This is a genomic window from Sphingobium sp. CCH11-B1, assembly GCF_001556865.1.
Lineage (GTDB): Bacteria > Pseudomonadota > Alphaproteobacteria > Sphingomonadales > Sphingomonadaceae > Sphingobium.
This window is the reverse complement of record NZ_LSJY01000130.1, coordinates 1-20,558: the sequence shown is the minus strand read 5'-3', so window position 1 is coordinate 20,558 and position 20,558 is coordinate 1. Positions and strand designations below refer to the sequence as shown.

15 protein-coding genes are annotated in these 20,558 nt (G+C 64.3%); 9 read left to right on the top strand and 6 right to left on the bottom strand.

The window, feature by feature from the left end:
* Nucleotides 1-942: PepSY-associated TM helix domain-containing protein (locus tag AX724_RS13390; protein ID WP_156448082.1), on the bottom strand; the 942-nt coding region annotated here is incomplete at its 3' end.
* A 177-nt stretch (nucleotides 943-1,119) separates the two neighbouring features.
* Entirely contained in the window at nucleotides 1,120-1,515 is a 396-nt protein-coding gene (locus AX724_RS13385) for a DUF2946 family protein (RefSeq protein ID WP_066767310.1), read from the bottom strand.
* 374 nt (nucleotides 1,516-1,889) lie between these two features.
* On the opposite strand from AX724_RS13385, the gene AX724_RS13380 reads away from it, so the two are divergent.
* Genes AX724_RS13380 through AX724_RS13355 form a run of 6 tightly spaced genes read left to right on the top strand, consistent with a single transcriptional unit; the run spans nucleotide 1,890 to nucleotide 9,730 of the window.
* Nucleotides 1,890-1,979: a potassium-transporting ATPase subunit F gene (locus AX724_RS13380; protein ID WP_066767308.1), complete on the top strand. Its 90-nt coding sequence runs from the start codon at nucleotides 1,890-1,892 to the stop codon at nucleotides 1,977-1,979.
* 17 nt (nucleotides 1,980-1,996) lie between these two features.
* Nucleotides 1,997-3,700, top strand: coding sequence for a potassium-transporting ATPase subunit KdpA (kdpA, locus tag AX724_RS13375; protein WP_066767306.1), 1,704 nt, complete (start codon nucleotides 1,997-1,999; stop codon nucleotides 3,698-3,700).
* Nucleotides 3,701-3,717: 17 nt separating this feature from the next.
* The gene (kdpB, locus tag AX724_RS13370; RefSeq protein WP_066767304.1) at nucleotides 3,718-5,754 is read left to right on the top strand and encodes a potassium-transporting ATPase subunit KdpB; all 2,037 of its coding nucleotides are present in this window, start codon (nucleotides 3,718-3,720) and stop codon (nucleotides 5,752-5,754) included.
* Nucleotides 5,755-5,766: 12 nt separating this feature from the next.
* The gene (gene kdpC, locus AX724_RS13365) at nucleotides 5,767-6,354 is read left to right on the top strand and encodes a potassium-transporting ATPase subunit KdpC (protein WP_066767303.1); all 588 of its coding nucleotides are present in this window, start codon (nucleotides 5,767-5,769) and stop codon (nucleotides 6,352-6,354) included.
* Nucleotides 6,351-9,020 (top strand): sensor histidine kinase, encoded by a 2,670-nt coding sequence (locus AX724_RS13360; protein WP_066767302.1) that lies wholly within the window; start codon nucleotides 6,351-6,353, stop codon nucleotides 9,018-9,020. Before kdpC ends, AX724_RS13360 begins: the two co-directional genes overlap by 4 nt.
* Entirely contained in the window at nucleotides 9,017-9,730 is a 714-nt protein-coding gene (locus tag AX724_RS13355; protein ID WP_066767301.1) for a response regulator, read from the top strand. The genes AX724_RS13360 and AX724_RS13355 overlap by 4 nt, the downstream gene beginning before the upstream one ends.
* Nucleotides 9,731-9,760: 30 nt before the next feature.
* On the opposite strand, the gene AX724_RS13350 is transcribed toward AX724_RS13355, so the two are convergent.
* The 3 genes from AX724_RS13350 to AX724_RS13340 all read right to left on the bottom strand — a co-directional run bounded on the left by AX724_RS13350 (nucleotide 9,761) and on the right by AX724_RS13340 (nucleotide 15,135).
* A complete protein-coding gene (locus AX724_RS13350) occupies nucleotides 9,761-10,954 on the bottom strand; it encodes an alpha/beta hydrolase-fold protein (RefSeq protein ID WP_082733530.1) in 1,194 nt (397 codons plus the stop codon).
* 177 nt (nucleotides 10,955-11,131) lie between these two features.
* Entirely contained in the window at nucleotides 11,132-13,051 is a 1,920-nt protein-coding gene (locus AX724_RS13345; RefSeq protein WP_156448081.1) for a TonB-dependent receptor, read from the bottom strand.
* Nucleotides 13,048-15,135, bottom strand: coding sequence for a TonB-dependent siderophore receptor (locus tag AX724_RS13340; RefSeq protein WP_066767295.1), 2,088 nt, complete (start codon nucleotides 15,133-15,135; stop codon nucleotides 13,048-13,050). The genes AX724_RS13345 and AX724_RS13340 overlap by 4 nt, the downstream gene beginning before the upstream one ends.
* 157 nt (nucleotides 15,136-15,292) lie before the next feature.
* Here AX724_RS13340 and AX724_RS13335 point away from each other — a divergent pair, with 157 nt between their 5' ends.
* The 3 genes from AX724_RS13335 to AX724_RS13325 are packed head-to-tail and all read left to right on the top strand — an operon-like array spanning nucleotide 15,293 to nucleotide 18,716.
* Nucleotides 15,293-16,030 (top strand): ABC transporter ATP-binding protein, encoded by a 738-nt coding sequence (locus AX724_RS13335; RefSeq protein WP_066767292.1) that lies wholly within the window; start codon nucleotides 15,293-15,295, stop codon nucleotides 16,028-16,030.
* Nucleotides 16,027-17,469, top strand: coding sequence for an ABC transporter permease (locus AX724_RS13330; protein WP_066767289.1), 1,443 nt, complete (start codon nucleotides 16,027-16,029; stop codon nucleotides 17,467-17,469). Before AX724_RS13335 ends, AX724_RS13330 begins: the two co-directional genes overlap by 4 nt.
* Nucleotides 17,466-18,716 (top strand): DUF3526 domain-containing protein, encoded by a 1,251-nt coding sequence (locus AX724_RS13325; protein WP_066767288.1) that lies wholly within the window; start codon nucleotides 17,466-17,468, stop codon nucleotides 18,714-18,716. The genes AX724_RS13330 and AX724_RS13325 overlap by 4 nt, the downstream gene beginning before the upstream one ends.
* 38 nt (nucleotides 18,717-18,754) lie before the next feature.
* On the opposite strand, the gene AX724_RS13320 is transcribed toward AX724_RS13325, so the two are convergent.
* Nucleotides 18,755-20,422 carry a CocE/NonD family hydrolase gene (locus tag AX724_RS13320; RefSeq protein ID WP_231736681.1) on the bottom strand — a complete coding sequence of 556 codons (1,668 nt, stop codon included), beginning with the start codon at nucleotides 20,420-20,422 and terminating at the stop codon, nucleotides 18,755-18,757.
* Between the last annotated feature and the right edge of the window lie 136 nt (nucleotides 20,423-20,558).

The following is a 20,558-nucleotide window of genomic DNA, read 5'->3' as shown; positions in this document are numbered from 1 at the left end:
GAACACCGCCAGCACCGCGCTACTATATTGATCGACCTGGATGTAGCTGTGCGGAAAGCGGCGGCTTGGATCGCCCGGCACCTGCACCCGCAAGCGGATGACGCCTGGCCCGGGCGGTGGTACCTCTATCCAGGCAAGGCGCGCATCGGGCAACGCGCGATGACCCGCTGCAAGCGCGACTGCGAGCGGGACAGGTGCGCCGGGGCGTGGGGTAGATCGCGTGACCGGCTGGATATCGAGCGGTCCCGCCACATGCGCGAGCATCCGGTCGCTGAGGGTGGGCAGCGCGAGCATGAACCCAGTGACGGCGAAGAGTATCAACAGCGGAAGCGCGGACAGGCCGACGAGCTTGTGGATGTCGTACAGCCGCCGGATCGGCGCAGCACCGCGCTTGAAGCCGGTCGCCTTGCGCCAACTGCCCCGGGGCCACCAGGCCGCCAGGCCACTGAACAGCAGCAGCAAGAGCAGCAGGCCGGACCATCCCACGATACTGTGGCCCATCTCTCCCGACAGCAGGTCCATATGCAGTTCGTAGATCCAGCTCATCGCATAATCGCCCCAGCGATCCTGGCGTAGGACCTGGCTGCCGTCCGGCGATAGCCAGACCATCATGCGCTCGCTCATATGACTGCCGGGCGGGCCGCCGGGATAGTGGCGCGCGGCGATGGGGCCGCGTGCGCCGGTAGCTTCAAACCGCCACTGTCCGGCGTCGGCGGGCCAATGGGCGCGAACGGTGGCGAGCGCGCGATCCCAGACCGGTGAGGACCAGCCGGGCGCAGGTGAAGCGGCTTCCACCCGGATCCGGGGATGTAGCAGGACGTCGATTTCCTGATAGAAGACCAGCGCCGATCCGGTGAGGCCCAGCAGGACGAACAACAGCCCTGTCCCAAGGCCGAGCCACATATGGACCCGCCGCAGCGTCGTGCGCGTGCGAGACCCCATGTCAGGCGTCGCCCCGGCAAGGCGGAACGATCAGGGCCGGTCGGCCCCGCGAATATATTGGCATGATGATAACTCGTTTCCCTCAGTCCCGTCCGGGACTGGCGGCAAGCCTGCAGGGGTGACCCACAGGCTATCCTGCGGCAAACGAGCGTAGTTTGTCTGCCGCGCGGCTGTGCTCTACAGGCGCGCGGGCGGGGCTTGCGCCGGGGGAGGTGGCGCGGCGAGGCGGTGGACGGTAAGGTTCGCGATCGCGCGACTGGCGATCAGCAGTGGCAATGCCGGCACCAAGGCGGGCATCGGTGTTGCCGGCGGAGCGATCAGCCCGCCGCCAAGACCCACGGCGAAGGCGCATTCGCCCGCCTTGCTTTGGTGATCCGGCAAGTCACCTTGCTTTTCGATGGGCAGCACGGCCTTGACCGCTCCCTGCCCGGTGCAAAGGGTGATGACGAGGCCGTGGACGCTAAGGGTCGGCATGAAGCCGGTCGGGATCGCCACCCGGATCGCGAGTGCGCACAGCAGCAGCAGGGCGAAAAGCCCCTTCGCCCCGCGCGATCGCCTGATCCGGTCGTTCATCGGAATGACACAGCCCCCCCTCGTCGAGGGTCGTTGCCGGCCCCCCCCATGGCGCGGGCGATACAGCTATCAGCCGGATAGCGCAATCGCTTTGACGACGGCATCGCGGCGATCCGGCGTCTGCAGGGACGGGATTTTACGTCCAATCATATGCAAATACTATGCGGCCGGCATGTCCTGTCTCTCGAAAATAAATGACGCCCTGGCCTAATTACCACGCGGCACGGGAATCGGCCGCACAACCGCGGCGCCGCCCGCGGAGACGATGACATGCAGGACATTTACTGGATCGCCCTGACGCTGGGCTTGCTGGCCGCGACGCTCGGCTATGCGGCGCTGTGCGAGCGCGCCTGACCTTCAAAGAGGGATATATCATGACGCTGGACCTCTGGCTGGCCGCGCTCACCGCCGCCGGCCTTCTTCTCTATCTCGTCGCCGTGCTCGCGCGGCCCGAACGCTTCTGATTGAAGGGAGCGACATCATGACTTTTCAGGGATGGCTGCTGATCCTTACTTTCGTCGGCATTACGCTGGCGCTGGTCAAGCCGATCGGCCTTTGGCTCTTCGCGCTCTATGAAGGGCGCAGCACGCCGCTGCACCGCCTGCTCGGGCCGGTGGAACGGGGCTTCTACCGCCTTTCCGGCATCGATCCGGCGCAGGAACAGGGCTGGCGGCGATATGCCGTGCATATGCTGATCTTCAACGCGCTGCTGCTGTTCTTCACCTATGCCCTGCTGCGGCTTCAGGCGGTGTTGCCGCTCAATCCGCTGGGCTTTGCCGGGACGAGCGAGCATCTGGCGTTCAACACCGCCGTCAGCTTCACGACCAACACCAACTGGCAGAGCTATGGCGGGGAATCGACCATGTCGAACCTCAGCCAGATGCTGGGCCTCGGCATCCACAATTTCCTGTCGGCGGCCACAGGCATTGCACTCGCCTTTGCCCTGTTCCGCGGTTTTGCCCGGCGCGAGGCGACGGGCATCGGGAACTTCTGGGCGGATATCACGCGGGTGACCCTATATCTGCTGCTGCCGCTCTGCGTCATGTATGCGCTGTTCCTGATCGCGAGCGGCGTGCCGCAGACGCTGGCCGGCTCGGTCGACGCCACCACGCTGGAAGGCGCGCGGCAGACGATCGCGCTTGGGCCGGTGGCCAGCCAGGAAGCGATCAAGATGCTGGGCACCAACGGCGGCGGCTTCTTCAACGCCAACTCCGCGCATCCGTTCGAAAATCCGACCGCGCTCACCAACCTTGTCGAAATGCTGTCCATCTTCGCGATCGGCGTCGGCCTCACCTATTGCTTCGGCAAGGCGGTGGGGAATGTCCGGCAGGGCTGGGCGATCCTGGCCGCGATGCTGACCATCTTCCTGATCGGCGTCACCGTCACCTACTGGCAGGAAGCGGCCGGCAATCCGATCCTGCACCAGCTGGGCGCCATAGGCGGCAATATGGAAGGGAAAGAGCTGCGTTTCGGCATTGCCGCCTCGGCACTCTTCTCTGTCATCACCACGGCGGCAAGCTGCGGCGCGGTCAATGCCATGCATGACAGCTTCACCGCCCTGGGAGGCATGATCCCGCTGCTCAACATCCAGCTGGGCGAAGTGGTCGTCGGCGGCGTGGGGGCGGGCATCTACGGCTTCCTGCTGTTCGCGATCCTCGCCGTGTTCGTCGCCGGTCTGATGGTCGGGCGCACGCCCGAATATGTCGGCAAGAAGATCGAGAGCCGGGAGGTGAAGCTCGCCGTGCTCGCCATCGCGGTGCTGCCGCTCGTGATCCTGGGCTTCACCGCCATCGCGAGCGTGATGCCAGCGGGCCTCGCCGGGCCGCTCAACAAGGGGCCGCACGGCTTTTCCGAGATCCTCTATGCCTTCACGTCCGGCGTCGGCAACAACGGGTCGGCCTTCGCGGGCCTCACCGCCAACACGCCCTTCTACAACGGCCTGCTGGGCGTGGCGATGTGGATCGGCCGTTTCTTCGTCATCGTGCCGATGCTGGCGATCGCCGGCGGCCTGGCGGCGAAGAAATATACGCCGGAAACCGCCGGCAGCTTCCCGACGACCGGTCCGCTGTGGACCGGCCTGCTGGTGGGCATCATCCTGATCCTTGGCGGCCTCACCTTCCTGCCGAGCCTCGCCCTCGGGCCGATAGCCGATCATCTCGCGATGATCCGCGGCCAGACCTTCTAAAGCATCGGAGCCTGACCATGGCACGCACAGCGTCCAAATCGCTCTTCACCGCCGACCTGATCGTTCCTGCGATCGGTGACGCCTTCCGCAAACTCGATCCCCGCCAACTGATCCGCAATCCGGTGATGTTCACGACCGCCATGGTGGCGCTGCTCCTGACCGTGCTGCTCGTCGTCGGTCAGGACGGCCTGGCGACCGGCTTCAAGATACAGCTGGTCGTCTGGCTCTGGCTGACCGTCCTGTTCGGTACCTTTGCCGAAGCGCTTGCCGAAGGGCGCGGCAAGGCGCAGGCCGCCTCGCTGCGCGCGACCAAGGCCGAACTGACCGCCAAGCGCCTGAAAGGCGACGGGCGCGAGATCGATCAGGTTCCGGCCAGCGCGCTGCGCATGGGGGACGTCGTTCTGGTCGAAACCGGCGACCTGATCCCGGCGGACGGCGAGGTCGTGTCCGGCGTCGCATCCGTCAACGAAGCCGCGATCACGGGCGAAAGCGCACCCGTGATCCGTGAAGCGGGTGGCGACCGTTCCGCCGTCACCGCCGGTACCCGCGTCATCTCCGACGAGATACGGGTGCGGGTAACGGTCAATCCAGGCCAGGGCTTCCTCGATCGGATGATCGCGCTGGTGGAAGGGGCGGAGCGCCAGAAGACCCCGAACGAAATCGCGCTGACGCTGTTGCTGGTGGGCCTGACCATCATCTTCCTGATCGCCGTGGCCACGATCCCCGCCTTTGCCAGCTATGCCGGCGGTGCCATTCCCGTGGCGATCCTCGCGGCGCTGCTCATCACGCTCATCCCCACGACCATCGCGGCTCTGCTGTCGGCCATCGGCATCGCGGGCATGGATCGGCTGGTGCGATTCAACGTGCTGGCGAAGTCGGGCCGCGCGGTTGAGGCGGCGGGTGACATCGACGTGCTGCTGCTCGACAAGACCGGCACGATCACCGTGGGGGACCGCCAGGCGACCGAGTTCCGGCCGGTGGGTGGCGCCTCAACCGCGCAGCTTGCAGAGGCAGCGTTGCTCGCCAGCCTGGCCGACGAGACGCCCGAGGGCCGTTCGATCGTCGTGTTGGCGCGCGAATCCTTTGGCCAGACCCTGATGGCGCTGCCGGACGGAGCGGAGGTCGTCCCCTTCACCGCGCAAACCCGAGTGTCGGGCGTAAAGATCGGTGGATCGACCGTACGCAAGGGGGCAGTGGATTCGATCCTGAAGGCTGTTCCGCAAGCCGCGGACACGCCGGCCGCCGCCGAACTGCGCCGCATCACAGACGAGATCGCTCGCGCCGGCGGCACGCCCCTCGCGGTGGAGCGGGACGGCGTGCTGGTGGGCGCGATCTTCCTCAAGGATATCGTGAAGGCGGGCATCCGCGAACGCTTCGGCGAACTGCGTGCCATGGGCATCCGCACCGTCATGATCACGGGCGACAATCCACTGACCGCCGCGTCGATCGCCGCAGAGGCGGGAGTGGACGATTTCCTCGCCCAGGCGACGCCGGAGGACAAGCTGACCCTGATCCGTCAGGAACAGGAGGGCGGACGGCTGGTCGCCATGTGCGGCGACGGCACCAACGACGCCCCCGCGCTGGCGCAGGCGGATGTCGGCGTCGCGATGAACACCGGCACGCAGGCCGCGCGTGAAGCCGGCAACATGGTCGATCTCGACAGCGATCCGACGAAGCTGATCGAGGTGGTGGGACTGGGTAAACAGCTGCTGATGACGCGAGGGGCGCTCACCACCTTCTCCGTCGCCAATGACGTCGCCAAATATTTCGCGATCATCCCGGCAATGTTCGTCGCGCTCTATCCGGGTCTTGGCGTGCTGAACCTGATGGGCCTCGCGACGCCGCAGAGCGCGATCCTGTCAGCCATCATCTTCAACGCGATCATCATTCCGTTGCTGGTGCCGCTGGCGCTCAAGGGCGTGACCTATCGTCCGATCGGCGCCGGACCGCTGCTTGCCCGCAATCTCGCTGTCTACGGCCTCGGCGGCCTGATCGCCCCGTTCGTGGGTATCAAACTGATCGATCTGGTCGTCAACGGCCTTGGCCTTGCCTGAGGAACGCCTGCCATGAACAAGGATATCTTGACCTCTTTACGCCCCGCGCTCGTGATGACTTTGCTCTTCGCGCTGCTGCTGGGCGTCGTTTATCCCCTGGCGCTGACCGCGATCGGCCAACTGGTCTTCCCGGCGCAGGCCAATGGCAGCCTGATCCGCCAGGACGGAAAGGTCGTGGGCTCCGCGCTTATCGGCCAATCCTTCGCCAGCGATCGCTATTTCCACCCTCGCCCCTCGGCGGCGGGCAAGGGCTATGACGCCATGGCCTCGTCCGGCTCCAACCTCGGCCCCACGTCACGCGCGCTGGTCGACCGGGTGAAGCAGGACATCGCCGCCAACCGCACCTCACCTAATCTTGTTGTTCCGTCCGATCTGGTGACTGCCTCTGCGTCGGGGCTCGACCCCCATATCAGCCCCGACGCGGCCTTTTACCAGGTCAGCAGGGTGGCGCAGGCGCGGGGCATGGCGACCGACAGGGTGCGCGCGCTGGTAAGCGCCAGCGTTGAACGGCCGCTGCTCGGCTTTCTGGGCGAGCCGCGCGTCAATGTGCTGGAAATCAATCGACGGCTGGATGCGATTGGCGCTACCAACAATCGATGACTGATCCTGACCGACGCGATCCGGAGGCCTTCCTGCGCCAGGCGGCGCAGGAAGGCCGTGGTCGCCTCAAGATATTCCTCGGCGCAGCGCCGGGCGTCGGCAAGACCTACGAGATGCTAACGGATGGGATGCAGCGGCTCAAGGCCGGCGTGGATGTCGTGGTCGGCGTAGTCGAAACCCACGGACGGCGCGAAACCGAAGCGCTTCTCCACGGGCATGAGGTCATTCCCCGGCGCTCGATCGATCACGCCGGGCGGCAGCTCCACGAAATGGACATTGACGCGATCCTCGCCCGCCGGCCCCGGCTGGTGCTGGTGGACGAACTTGCCCACAGCAATGCGCCGGGCAGCAGGCACCCCAAACGCTATCAGGATGTCGAGGAACTGTTGGATGCGGGGATCGACGTCTATTCGACCGTCAATATCCAGCATGTCGAGAGCCTCAACGACGTCGTCGCCTCCTTCACACGGGTGCGAGTGCGCGAAACGGTGCCGGACGCCATATTGGAAATGGCGGAGATCGAAGTGGTGGACATCCCGCCTGACGAGCTGATCGAGCGGCTGAAGGAGGGCAAAGTCTATATCCCGGCCGAGGCGAGCCGGGCGCTCAATCACTTCTTCTCCAAAAGCAACCTTACCGCCTTGCGCGAACTGGCGCTTCGCCGCGCGGCGCAGGCCGTGGATGCGCAGATGCTGGACTATGTCCGCGCCCATGCGCTTGCCGGCAGCTTTGCGGCGGGAGAGAGGGTGCTGGTGGCGATCAGCGAAGCGCCGGGCGCGCAGGGGCTGGTCCGCGCTGCCAAGCGGCTCGCCGACGCGCTCAAGGCGCGGTGGTCCGCCATCCATATCGAAACACAACGCAGCCTGGCGCTGACGCCGCAGGAGCGGGCGCAACTGGCCGATACGATGGCGCTCGCCTCGCGGCTGGGCGCTACGACGGGGACGATCGCCGCGCCAACCGTGGTGGAAGGCCTGCGCCATGCCGCCGCCGACGTTCGCGCGACTCAGATCGTCATCGGCAAGTCCAGCCGGCCCTGGTGGTTCGAACTGCGTCACGGATCGGTCGTCGACCGGCTGGTGCGGGACGTCGGCGACATCGCCATCCACGTCCTGCCAGTGGAGGTGAAGGCGACGCCGCGCCAGATCCCGGCCCGACGCAACGCGCGGCACTGGGGCCGGCCGCTCGACTATCTTTGGTCCACGCTGATGATCGCGGCGATGACGGCGGTGGGTCGGCTGCTGCTGGAAGTGATCGAGCTTGGCAATATCGCCTTGCTCTATCTGGTCCCGGTCCTGTTCGCGGCGGCGTCCTTCGGTCTGCGCGCGGGTCTTTTCGCCGGCGCGGTCTCCAGCCTTGCCTATAATTTCTTCTTCCTGCCGCCCACTGGCACACTGACGGTCAGCAATCCGGAAAATGTCATCAGCATCCTCGTCTTTCTGGGGGTGGCGATCGTCACCGGGCAATTCGGCGCGCGGGTGCGGGCGCAGGCGGACCTTGCCCAGTCCAGCGCGCGCCAGAATGCGGCGCTCGCGGGCTTTTCTCGTGGCCTTACGGCGTCGGCGAGCCGCGAGGAGCTGATGCAGGCGATCTGCGGCGAAGTGGCGCGGCTGCTATCGGTGCGCACGGTGTTGCTGCTGCCTTCGCGCGACGGGCCGCAACTCGCAGCCGCGGTGCCGCCGGAGGACCGGCTGGGCCAGATCGAAAAGGCGGCGGCGCAATGGGCGATGGACAATGACCAGCCGGCCGGACGAGGATCGTCCACGCTGACCGCGTCCGACTGGCTGTTTCACCCCTTGCGCACGACACGCGGCGTGCTGGCCGTGCTTGGCCTCGCCAACGAGGATGCCGGGGAACCGCTGCGATCCGACCAGTTGCCGCTGCTCATGAGCCTGCTGGACCAGGCATCGATCGCCTTCGATCGCATGGCGCTGGAGGAAGAGATGCTGGATGCGCGCCAGATCCGCGAACGCGACCGGCTGCGCGCGGCGCTGCTCTCTTCGGTCAGCCACGATCTGCGCACGCCGCTGACGACCATCCTGTCGGCAGTGCATGAACTCAAGCGGGAACAGCCGTCCGACCTGCTCGACAGCATCGACATGGAGGCGCAGCGGCTCAACCGCTTCGTCGCGAACCTGCTGGACATGGCGCGGGTAGAGGCGGGCGCGCTGCCATTGAAGGCCGAGCCCACCGACCTGTTCGACGCGGTGGCGAGCGCCGTGCACGACACGCGGCGATCATTGGCCGGGCATGAAGTGCTGGTAGACATCTCGCCAGACATACCTTTCGTCCAGGTCGATCCGACGCTGCTGCATCATTGCCTCATCAACCTTCTCGACAATGCGGGGCGCTATGCCGATCCAGGCACGCCCGTACGCGTGCGCGGACGCCGTTCGCCCGATGCGATCCTGCTGTCCGTGATCGACGAAGGGCCCGGCATTCCGCCTGGTATGGAGGAGCGATTGTTCGAAACCTTCGCCCGGTTCGAAGGGTCCGACCGCATCAAGCATGGCACCGGCCTAGGCCTCGCCATCGTCAAAGGCTTTGCGGAAGCCATGGGCCTCACCGTGTCGGCCGCGAACAACGCCGATCCGCGCGGCGCCTGCTTTACCATCACGGTTCCGCAGAATTTGATCCTGTCCGCCCCAACCGCTGAGGATATCGCATGAAGTCGCGCCACAAGGTGCTGATCGTCGATGACGAACCGCAAATCCGCAAGTTGATCCACGCTGCCCTGACGCGTGCCGACTATGCGACCGTGGAGGCTGGGACCGGGCGCGAGGCGATGGAAAAGCTGGCCGAGGAACGGCCCGACATCTGCCTGCTGGACTTGGGTCTGCCGGATCGCGACGGGTTGGAACTGGTGCCGCTGATCAAGCAGAAATCTGGCACCACGCTGATCGTCGTGTCCGCGCGGGATGCAACCGATCAAAAGGTCGCCGCGCTCGACCTGGGCGCGGACGACTATCTGACCAAGCCGTTCGACACGGACGAGCTACTGGCGCGTGTGCGGGTTGCGCTGCGCAACCGCACGACGCGCGACGGTGGCAGCGCGACCGTGCGCGCCGGTGAAGTGGAGATCGACCTGCTGACGCGAACGATCCGCAGGGGCGGGGCGGAGGTCCACCTGACGCCGAAGGAATATGGCGTGCTGGCCCAGTTGGCGCGCTATCCCGGCCGCGTCATCACCCACCGGCAAATCATGGCGGAGGTTTGGCCGAACGAGCATGACCATCATGTCGAATATCTGCGCGTCCTCGTCCGCACCCTGCGGCAGAAGCTGGAGGCGGACCCGCAGCGCCCCCGTATCATTACCAATGAATTAGGGATCGGCTATCGCCTGCGGACCGACGCTGAAGCCGGCGAGCCGGCGGCCTGACGCCGTTGGCGGCATCAGCCCGCTCGCGCCTCAATCGCGGAACAGCAGCGGTGCGAATTCCCGCAGGCTGCGCCGCCAGGACAGGAATTCATGCGCCGTGTCCTGCGACACGTAAAAGACGCTGGGATAGCCCGCCTTCTTCAGCGCATCCGAGTCCGCGCGGGGGTCCGGACGGGGCGTCCCCGCCGGCGTACGGGCGCGGCCGCCTTCCAGTTCGCGGCTGCCAAAGCTGACGAAGAGCAGCTTCACCTTGTCCTTGAAGCCCGGCGTCTTGTTGACATCGTCCAGCGAGAAGCTGCCGCCGCTGAACAGGCCGATATGGGAGAATGTGTCGAGGTTCGCGGGCGCGATCGCCTTGGTTTCAAACCCGCCCATGGAAAGGCCGGCCAGCGCGCGATGCTTCTGGTCCGACAGGGTGCGGAAATGCGTATCGACATAGGGGATCAGTTCGTTGACCAAGACGGTCTGGAACGGCTTGATGTCGAAGCTGGGCAGCGTGCCCGGCCGCGCGTCGTTGGTCATGCCATAGGTCATGACGATGATGAACGGCCGCGTCTTTCCGGCGGCGATCAGATTGTCCATGATCAGGTTGGCATGGCCCTGATTGGACCAGGCGGTCTCGTCCTCGCCCCAGCCATGCTGCAGGTACAGCACCGGATAGCGTTCCTTGAGCTTTACGTCATAGCCGGGCGGCGTATAGACGAAGGCGCGACGGTGCATGCCGGTGCTGGGCGAGGGGAACAGGATCTGCGACACCTGTCCGTGCGGCACGTCCTTCACGGCATAGAAGTCCGCGTCGTGTGCCGGGACTTCGATCCCGCTCTCCCAGCGGATGCTGCCGTAGAAATTCAGCGCCCCAGGATCGTTGAAGGTGCCGCCGTCGACATTGAGATGATAATAGTGAAATCCCTCGTCGAGAGGGCCTTCGGACGTGCCCATCCATGATCCGTCCGGCTGCTTGGTCAGCATGGTTCCGCCACGCCCGCCAAGGCCCAGCGTAGCGCGCACCGCCTTTGCTTCGGGCGCAATCACCTTGAACCGCACATAGCCCTGCGAATTGACCTGCGGATAGGCCTGCCCCGGCTGATTGAGTGTAGATGGCTTGAAATCCTCGATCACCGCAGGCGCCGGCGAGGCGGAATTAGTTTGGCTGGGTACTGGCTGCGCTAGCGCGCCACTGGCGGCCATCGTCAAGACCAGGCCTGCGATGAAGGCTTTCCTCATTCCACTCCTCCAATATCCTATATGATTTATTACTCCGGCTATATGCTTCTCCCCGGATCAGGCAAGCGCAAAAACGCGGGGCCACTGGCCAGCCATTGCCGAACTTGAGAAGAAGTTGGAAGCGAGGTCACTAGGCCGTATCAGGCAGTTGAAGGCTCAATCCAGAAACATCCAGTTCTAGATGTCCATGGTAAGGACCGCTGCCAGTCTTCTCCCCGGCAACAAGGCATACCCCCCGCCGCCCGACACCTTCCAGCCAAAGACATCCGTCACATTCTTCGCCTGGAGCCGCACCAAGGTCGGAATTCCACCTATTTTTGTTCGATAGCGCGCGCCAAGGTCGATAACCGCCTGTGCCGGCAATGTCGCGCTGTTCGCGGCATTGGCGACCTTCTTGCCCTCGTAGAGCAGATGCATGTCGAACGACAGCGCGGGCATGTGGGGCAGGCGATAGTCGAGGTTGGCATCGACGGTCAGGCTCGTGCGGCCGATCGGCTTCTCGCCCAGGCGCCCTTCATCGACGGCCTGCCCGGTCACGCGGGGGCGCAGATAAACCGCGCCGATCACCATATTCATGCCAGCGAAGGGCTCACCGGCAAGAGACGCTTCAAGGCCGCGATGCCGCACATCTCCCAATGCGCGATAAAAGCCGTCGCGGCTGTCGATGTCAAAATAGGGTTTGCGCAGGTCGAAGAGCGCCGCAACCAGCTTCATGCCGCCGGGCAGTTGCTGACGCAGGCCGATTTCCTTTTGCCGCGTCCGCAGTGCGGGCAAGGCGAGGTTGCGATTGACGGCGTTGGCGGGCGCGATGCCGCTTTCCTCCAGCCCGCGTGTCATCGCGCCATAGACTGTCGTCGTCGCGGTCGGCGTCACGGCGATTGCCGCGTTCCAGAGCCATGGGCGATCATGCACCACTTCAACAGGAAGGCCGGGCTGCGCGACCGTCTTGCGATAATCGGCCCGCGTGACGCCCAGGTTGAACTCGCCGACACCGCGCCAGCGCGTCTCATAGCCGGCCGAGTAATTCATCTGTCGCACCCGATCACGGGTCCGTTCGCCAAATGCGAAATCCGGCCGTTCCTGTGGATTGGGGACGCCGATCGTCGCCTCTCCCAAATCGATCGTGTCGAAGCCGCCATAGCGCGCTTCCGCCCGGCGCCCCCTTGCCGAGAAGAGCAGACGATGCACCAGTGCGCCACTGCCCAGGGTGCGGCTCACCCGAGCTTCGCCCGATGTCGATCGATTGCTCTGGTCCCGCCCGACCAGCAGCGTCGAACGGCCGAGACCTTGCGCATCGACACCGGAATAATAGGCGGACGCATATTCGTCCCTGATGAAGCGGCTGTCGAACAGGCCCATGGCGATCTGCCACCGGCCAAGGTTCGCCTTGATCGTGCCGCCGACATTGCGATTGTCGCCCGCCCAATCGGCCCAGTCCTGGCCGAAATAGCGCCGACGCTTGATGCGGGGCGGCGGCGCGCCATCCACGGTATAGAGGACCGGCGCTTGCTCCTCATCGCCATAGCGATAGCCCGCGACGAAGGCGGTAGCCTCCACCCCCTGCACCGGGCGGTAGCGTATCACGCCGCCATAGCTGACGAACCAGGCGCTCGCGCCGCTGACATATTCATCGTCATAGAGGCCAAGGTCGAGATTGACATCGAGCTTCTCCGTCACCGGCACAGCGGCGTCGATCACCAGATCCGTGCCGAGATAGTCGCCGCTGCTGAGCTGGACGCTGACGACCGGCTTGTCGCCGACCCGCCGGAGATCGGCGTCGACGATGCCGGTCGGCGCGGGGAAGGGATAGCCGAAGGCGGTGAGCCCGACCCTGACCGTGGAGCCACGTACGATCACATTGCTGATCTGGCCTGCCTTGTCGAAATAAAGGCCCTCGACCCGGTTATTGCCAGCGTCGCTGGCGGAAAAGCCCCGAACATTGCCGCTGGCATAGATGCCAACGGAATCGCTGCCGACGCTTTTTCCGAAACCATCCTCCGCTTCGCGCACCGCATTTTCATCTGTGCGCTGGGCAGTGGCAGGATGGCTCAGCAGAAGAGTTGAGAGGATGAGAGGGGCGCCAAATTTCCTGATCAAAACGACAGCACCAGCCTTCCACGAATGGTGCGCGGCGTGCCTGGCGTGATCCAGACATTGCTGTAGCTGCTTTCCAGATAATAGGCGTCGAACAGATTTTCCGCGTCGAGATGCAGCGCGACATGCCTGTTGACCTGATAAGACAGGTTGAGGCGCGCGGTGACATAATCGGGCAGGCGGAAGCCGCTGTTGACGTCATCGCCGGGCCTTTCGCCGACATAGGTGAGGCCTGCGCCCAGACCGATCGATCCGGGATTGGTCGCGTTGGATTGCCAGTGGCCATATATGGCCCCGGAATGACGCGGTACGTTGCTGAGACCCGATCCCACCAGCGCGGGCCGTGTGTCCCTGGTCACCTCCGCATCGGTATAGGCGTAGACGGCGGTCAGGTTGAACCGCTCATCCAGGGCGTAATTCAGGTCGAGTTCGAAGCCCTTGCTTCGTGCTTCGCCAGCCGCGATCGAGAAACCGCTACTGGTGCCGTCGCTGACGAGAACATTCTTCTTCGTAATGCGGAATAGCGAGAGGGTGCCGGTCAGCCGCTTGTTCAGCAGAGCATATTTGACGCCGCCTTCCAGCGCTTCCCCGCGTTCCGGGGCATAGGGGTCCGAATTGGCATCGACGCCCTGGTTGAAGCGGAAGGATCGCCCCCAACTGACATAGGCGGACAGCGACTGGCTGGGCGCGAAGGTGAAGGCGGCGCGCGGCGAGGTGACGGACGGGCTTTGCCGGTCGACCGCGCCGCTGCGGTAGTTGTTGACGCGCTGGCGAATCCAGTCGTGCCGGACGCCGAGCAGCAGGCTGAAGCGATCGTCGAGGGTCAGGAGATCCTGCGCGTAGACGCTCTCGCCGCGCTGCTGCTCCAACAGGTTCTGGTTGAGCGCTGCGACGGGTTTGGGCTGGCCATAGACCGGATTGAAGATGTCGATGTCATAGGGATTGGCCGCCGTCGGGCTGAAGCGGTAGAAGACCCGGCGCTGGTCATAACTATAGGCGTCGGCACCGATCCGGATTTGATGGTCGATGCCGCCCAGCGCACCATTCGCGCTTAGTTCCACCCGGCCAGACAAATCCTGCCAATCATAGTCATGAATGCGCAACTGCCGCCGCAGCTGCGTGCCGATCAGCGCGCTGTTGTGCGTCGACTGGCCCTGCATCACGCCATCACGATACTGAACGCCCGCCTCCAGCGCCACGCCGTCTGCAAGGTCGATCGTCACGCTACCCTGATGCTGCCCCGTGCGCTGGAGCATCTGGCCGTCATTGGGTTCGCCCAGGAAGCGGCTGCGCGGCAGCGCCTTGCCATCCCCATTTACCGCGACAAGGCCGCGGTCATGGGTGAAATGCACCAGATTATATTCGAGCTGGTAGAGGAAGCGCACGCTCTCGCTCGGCTGCCAGGCGACCGAGGGGGCCAATAGCAGGCGGTCGCTCTTGTTAAAGTCCCGGAAACTGTCGCCCTGCTGATAGACGGCGATCATCCGGGCCGAGACGGTCCCGGACGCAGGGCCGCCGAAATCGGCGCTGGCCCGGACCGTGTGGTAACTGGCATAGGACAATTCGGTCGACGCATGGAAATGATCGAGCGGCGCTTTCGTGACGATGTTGATCGAACCGCCCGGCTCTCCCTTGCCCGACAAGGCGGAAGCCGGCCCTTTGAGCACCTGGAAGCTCTCGACCGTGGCCACGTCGCGCCGCGCGTTGAACCCGCGATTGGCGTTGAAACGATTGAGCAGCAGGTCCGGCCCCTGATTGATGTCGCCGGAAAAGCCGCGAATGGCATAGGCGTCCCAAGCGCCGCCGAAGCTGTTCTGCCGGGCCATGCCGCCAGCGAGATCGAACAATTGGGACAGATCGGTGAACCCTGTCTCTTCGATCAGGCTACTGCCAAGGATGCGCACATTCTGCGGCAGCAAGATGGGATCGACGACCAAACCATTGATGCTGGCGTTCGCCTCGCGCGAACCGGTGACAAGAATATCGTTCTCGCTCTCGCCCGGCACGGATTCCTGAGCCAGAGCGGACGGCGCGATGGCGGAGATTGCGGACGCGAGCAACGCGAACCGCAGAGAAAGGATATTCATGATGGCCCCCCTGTACTGCTAATGATATGGAATATCATTGACCGCCAGCCCCCTAATGCGATCGTCCGCAGGGTGCAACTGAAAATGTTATAACGTCCCATTGACAGATTGCTGTGTTGGCGAAATGCTCCGGGGCAACAGCCAAGGAGCCTTTTCCATGTCCCTGACCGCAATCGGCCAGCGCATCCTATTGTCCGACGTCAGCCTGTCTTATGGCAGCCATCCTGTGCTGCGCGGCCTCAGCCTGCATGTCGATGCCGGTGAGATTTACGCGCTGCTGGGCGGCAACGGCGCGGGCAAATCGACCACCATGTCCACGTTGCTTGGCTTTGCTAGGCCCGACAGCGGAACCGTGCTGGTCGCTGGGCATGATCCGGCCGCAGCGCCGGACAAGGCGCGGGAGCAGATCGCTTATGTGCCGGAAAATGTGGCCCTCTACGAACATCTGACAGCGCGGGAAAACGCCGCCTATTTGCTGGCCCTGGCGGGGCGCCACCCGACGCGGGACGCCATTGATGGCGCATTCGAAGCGACCGGATTGCAGAATGCCGCATGGGACAAGCGGCTTGGCGGCTTTTCCAAAGGCATGCGGCAGAAGGTGGCGATCGCCATCGCCCTGCTGCGCGAAGTGCCGGTGCTGTTGCTGGACGAGCCGTCATCCGGCCTCGACCCCCGCGCCACCGCCGATTTCAACCGACTGGTCCATGATGTCGCGCGCAAGGGCGCGGCGGTGTTGATGGTGACGCATGACCTGTTGTCGGCAGCCGACATCGCCGACCGCATCGGTTTTCTGGGATCCGGCCGCATCGTCGACGAAGCATCGGCGCAGGGCGAAGAGCGGTTCGACGTGCGCGAACTGCACAGGAAATTCGCGCGGGAGGTCGTCGCCGCATGAGCGCCATCAGCCTGATCGCGCGGGACGAACTGCGACTGATGCGACGCAACCGGGTCGCTGTGATTGCCTTTGCGCTGCTCGTTCTGCTGACACTTTCGGCGGCGCTCATCAGTTGGTCCCACCAGCGATCCATTGCCGAAACCCGCGCCCGCTTTCAGGCGCAGGCCAGCGAAGCCTTCGAGGCCCAGCCCGATCGTCATCCGCACCGGATGGTCCATTATGGCAATTTCATCTTTCGTCCGCTGGGGCCGCTCGCCGCCTTCGATCCCGGCGTGGACGCCTTCACCGGCAACAGCATGTTCCTGGAGGGGCATCGCCAGAACAGCGCCAATTTCGGCGATGTCCGCCAATCGTCGCTGCTCGTCCGCTTTGGCCAGTTGACGCCCGCCTTCGTGTTGCAGGTGATCGCGCCGCTGCTGCTGATCTTTCTGGGCTATGGCGCGGTCGCACGCGAACGCGAACGCGGCACTTTGCGACAGATGCTGGCGCAGGGCGTATCCGCGCGCGCATTGATCCTGGGTAAGCTGCTCGCGCTGGCGCTGCTCGCGGCGCTGGTGGGTCTGCCCGCCATGATCGCTTTTCTGCTGATCGCGGGGCAACCCAGCGCGCTGGCCGGACCCATGCTGGTGATCGCGCTTGGCTATGCCGCCTATCTCGCGCTCTGGGCGATCATCACCATCCTCGTATCCGCGCTGGTCAGGCGCGGGCGCGATGCGCTGCTGGCCCTACTGGCGCTTTGGGCGGTGCTGGTGATCCTGGTACCACGGATTGCCCCGGACGTGGCGTCGCAGGCGCATGCGCTGCCCACGCGGCTGGAGACCGATATCGCCATCGCGCATGACCTGCACAAGCTGGGCGACAGCCACAATCCTGACGATCCCTTCTTCACCGCGTTCAAGGAAAAGACGCTACGCCAATATGGCGTGACCCGCGTCGAGGATCTGCCGGTCAACTATAAGGGGCTGCTGGCAGTGGAGGGCGAAAAGCTGACATCCCGGCTATTCGACGAATATGCCGATCGCAGTTTCGGGGTACAGCGAGCGCAGAGCCGACTGACTGACGGCTTTGGCATCGTGAGCCCGGCCATTTCGCTACGGCAGCTGTCCATGGCGGCGGCCGGCACCGATCTGGAAGGGCATCGCCGTTTCCTCACACAGGTGGAAGCCTATCGCTACGATATGGTGCAACGGCTGAACCGGCTTCAGGCCGACGCTGTCAGCTACGCCAATGACACTGCGAAAGACGCAGGGGCCGATCAGCGCAAGCGTATTTCTGCCGAGCACTGGCATGAAATTCCCCCATTTCGCTTCAAAGCCGCCAGGGCCGCCGATCTGGTGAAGGCCAGCCTTCCCGGCCTTGGCCTGCTCCTCGGCTGGCTCATCCTCGCCGCGCTGGCCTTGCTGCCTGTCGCGCGTCATCTTCAGAAAGCCCGTTCATGACCCTCATCGCCCACGAACTGCGCCTGTTGCTGCGATCGCGCATGGCCGCGCTGGCGCTGCTGCTCGTCGCTCTTCTGGCCTGCGCCGCTGTGGTAGCAGGCATGGCGGAGATAGACCGGCAGCGGGATGTCATCGCCCGTATCCAGCCCAAACAGGCACAGGATATCGCCAGCATCGCCCAATGGGTGGACAGGGAAAAGGATGCAGGAAGCGCCGCCTATTACAGCTTTCATGCGACCTGGGACGCACCCGCGCCGCTTGCCTTCGCCGCGCTCGGACTGCGCGATGTCGCGCCCTACATCCTGCGGGTCCGCGCGCTTGGACTGGAAGCGCAGCTTTATGACGGCGAAGCCTTCAACCCCGAACTGGCCTTGCCCGGCCGCTTCGATTTCTCCTTCGTTCTCGTCTATCTGACGCCGCTCTTCGTGATCGCGTTGTTCCACGATCTGGTATCGGGCGAACGGGAAGCGGGCCGATTGCGGATGCTCGACGCCCTGGTGGGATCGGGACGTCATCTTTGGGCGCGGCGCGTGGGCTTGCGCGGCGGCCTTCTCTTCCTTGCGCTTGGCTTGCCACTGTCGATCGGCGCAATCCTGTCGCATGTGCCCGCCGCTCAACTGCTGGCTGTGCTGGGCTTGGTTGCCCTCTACCTCGCCTTCTGGATCGGCGTTACGTTGCTGATCGGGCGGCTGCGCTGGAGTTCGGTCGCCAATGCCGCGACGCTGGCGGGTCTATGGCTGGTGCTGACGCTGATCCTGCCCACTATTGCGCATGTCGCGATCAACCGGGCGATTCCGGTCGGTCAGGGCGTCGAGATCAGCTTGGCCCAGCGAGAGGCGGTGAACCGCGCCTGGGACATTCCGCGCGAGGACACGATGCGGGCGTTCTACGCCAACCATCCCGAATGGAAGGACAGCCCGCCGTTGACGGATGCTTTCCATTATAAATGGTATCTCGCCTTTCATCAGGTGGGTGATGAGAGCGTCGCGAAAAAGGTCGCAGACTATCGCAACGCCATAGAGGCGCGCGACGCGGCCGCTCATGCCATTGGCTGGCTGCTGCCTTCGGTCGGCGTTCAGTCCGTGCTTGCGCGCATCGCGCAGACGGACATGCAGGCGCAACTCGCCTATCAGGACCGCATCCGCGCCTTTCACAAGCGCCTGCGCGATTTCTACTATGGGTATCTTTTCACCGACAAACCCTTCGGCAAGGCGGACTTCGACAAGGCGCCAAAATATGAAGGCTGACGGGAGAGGCGGTGTGGGGCTTCAAGCGTCGCCACAGGTTAGTCCTGAACGATTGGAAGCCAGACGGCGCTGGCCGCATCACCGCCCCGGTGGATCGTCTCGGTCGCCTTCACATAGTCTTCGGGCCTGGCCTCCATGATAGAGTTCACCCAGCTTTGCGGATTGCGGTCATAGAGCGGGAACAGGCTCGACTGCACCTGCACCATGATCTTGTGGCCCGGCAAAAAGACATGATCGACATTGGGGAGCGACCACTGGAAGGTGTAGGTCTTGCCCGGTTCCAATGGGGCGGGGGTGGAAAAACCGTGGACGTAGCGACCGCGGAAAATCTCGATGCCGATGCCGAGCTGGTAGCCGGCCATTGTCGGATTGTCCGCATTCTCCTGCGGATAGACGTCGATCAGCTTGACCACGAAATCACTGTCGCGCCCGGTCGTTGCCGCGCGCAGATCCACTTTCGGCGCACCCTTGATGTGCACCGGCTTGTCGAGCGCGCCGGTCGTGTAGCTCAACACGTCGGGGCGGCCATCGACGAAACGCTGGTCGTGCACCAGCCAGGTGCGCCATTCCTCGCCCTGCATGTGGACCGGGCGGGGCAGCATCGGCACTGGCTTGGCGGGGTCGGAGACATAGCTGTCACTGCCAGCCTCCGGCTTGGTCCATGACAGGCCGAAATTGCCGCCCAGGTATAGCGGGGTCGGTGCACCTGCCGGCCATTGCTGCGATACCTCCCAGCGGTTTGCGCCGGTCGCATAGGTCAACACGGGCGGCGTGGCGCAGGATGGCGGATTGGTCTTGAGGTGACAGTCAAGGAAGGGCTTCATATAACGGGTGCGGAATTGAAGGCCGGTGTCGCCTTCCCACTGCAACGGCCCGAGTGCGCGCGCCTCATAATTGACTTGGCTATGGCGCCACGGGCCGATGACGAGGCTGACCATGTCGTTGGCGCTGTCCTGCTTTTCGAGCGCCTGATAGACCGCTGGGGCACCATAGCTGTCCTCCTGGTCCCACTGGCCGACGACCAACATGGTCGGAACGGTCAGTTTCCGCTTCTCCAGCACCTTGTCGACCGCCTGCCCCTGCCACCATGCGTCATAGCTGGGATGTTCCAGCACCTTGCGCACCACGGGCAAGTCCAGCAGGCCGTAGGCCTTGGCATAGTCGGCTGCCGATCCCGCCTCCAGATAGGCGCTATATTCGTCGCCCGTGCCCTTGGGCACCGCGCCGCCGCCCTTCTTCACCGTCTGGCTCAGGTCATAGTCGAAGCCGAAAGTGCGGAACGCGCCGTTGTGGAACCAGTCATCGCCCATCCATCCGTCGACCATCGGGCTTTGCGGCACCGCGGCCTTGAGCGCCGGATGCGGGTCGATCAGCGCCATAAGTGAGGTGAAGCCAAGATAGGAGGAGCCGGTGATGCCGACCTTGCCGTTGCTCTCCTTCACATTCTTGACCAGCCAATCGATCGTGTCATAGGCGTCGGTGGCGTGATCGACCTTGGTCGGATTGAGGGGCCCACGCAGTGGCCGGTTCATGACGTAGTCGCCTTCCGACCCGTCAAGGCCGCGCACGTCCTGATAGACGCGGATGTAACCGTCATTGACGAACTCCGCGTCCATGACGGGCAGGATTTCCTCTATTCTTTGGCTTCGGTTCCGACTGGTCGATTTGTCGGCATTATAGGGCGTGCGGCTCAGCAGGATTGTCAAACGGCGTTCAAAAGGGACCCCCGATCGGCGTCGAAGAGGGACCCCCTTTTCGGATAATATGATGCTGGTTTGTTGAAGATGGCCTTGCGCTGCGTGCGGCGGAGGGCGGGCGTAGCCCGACCGGAGGCGCGCGCAG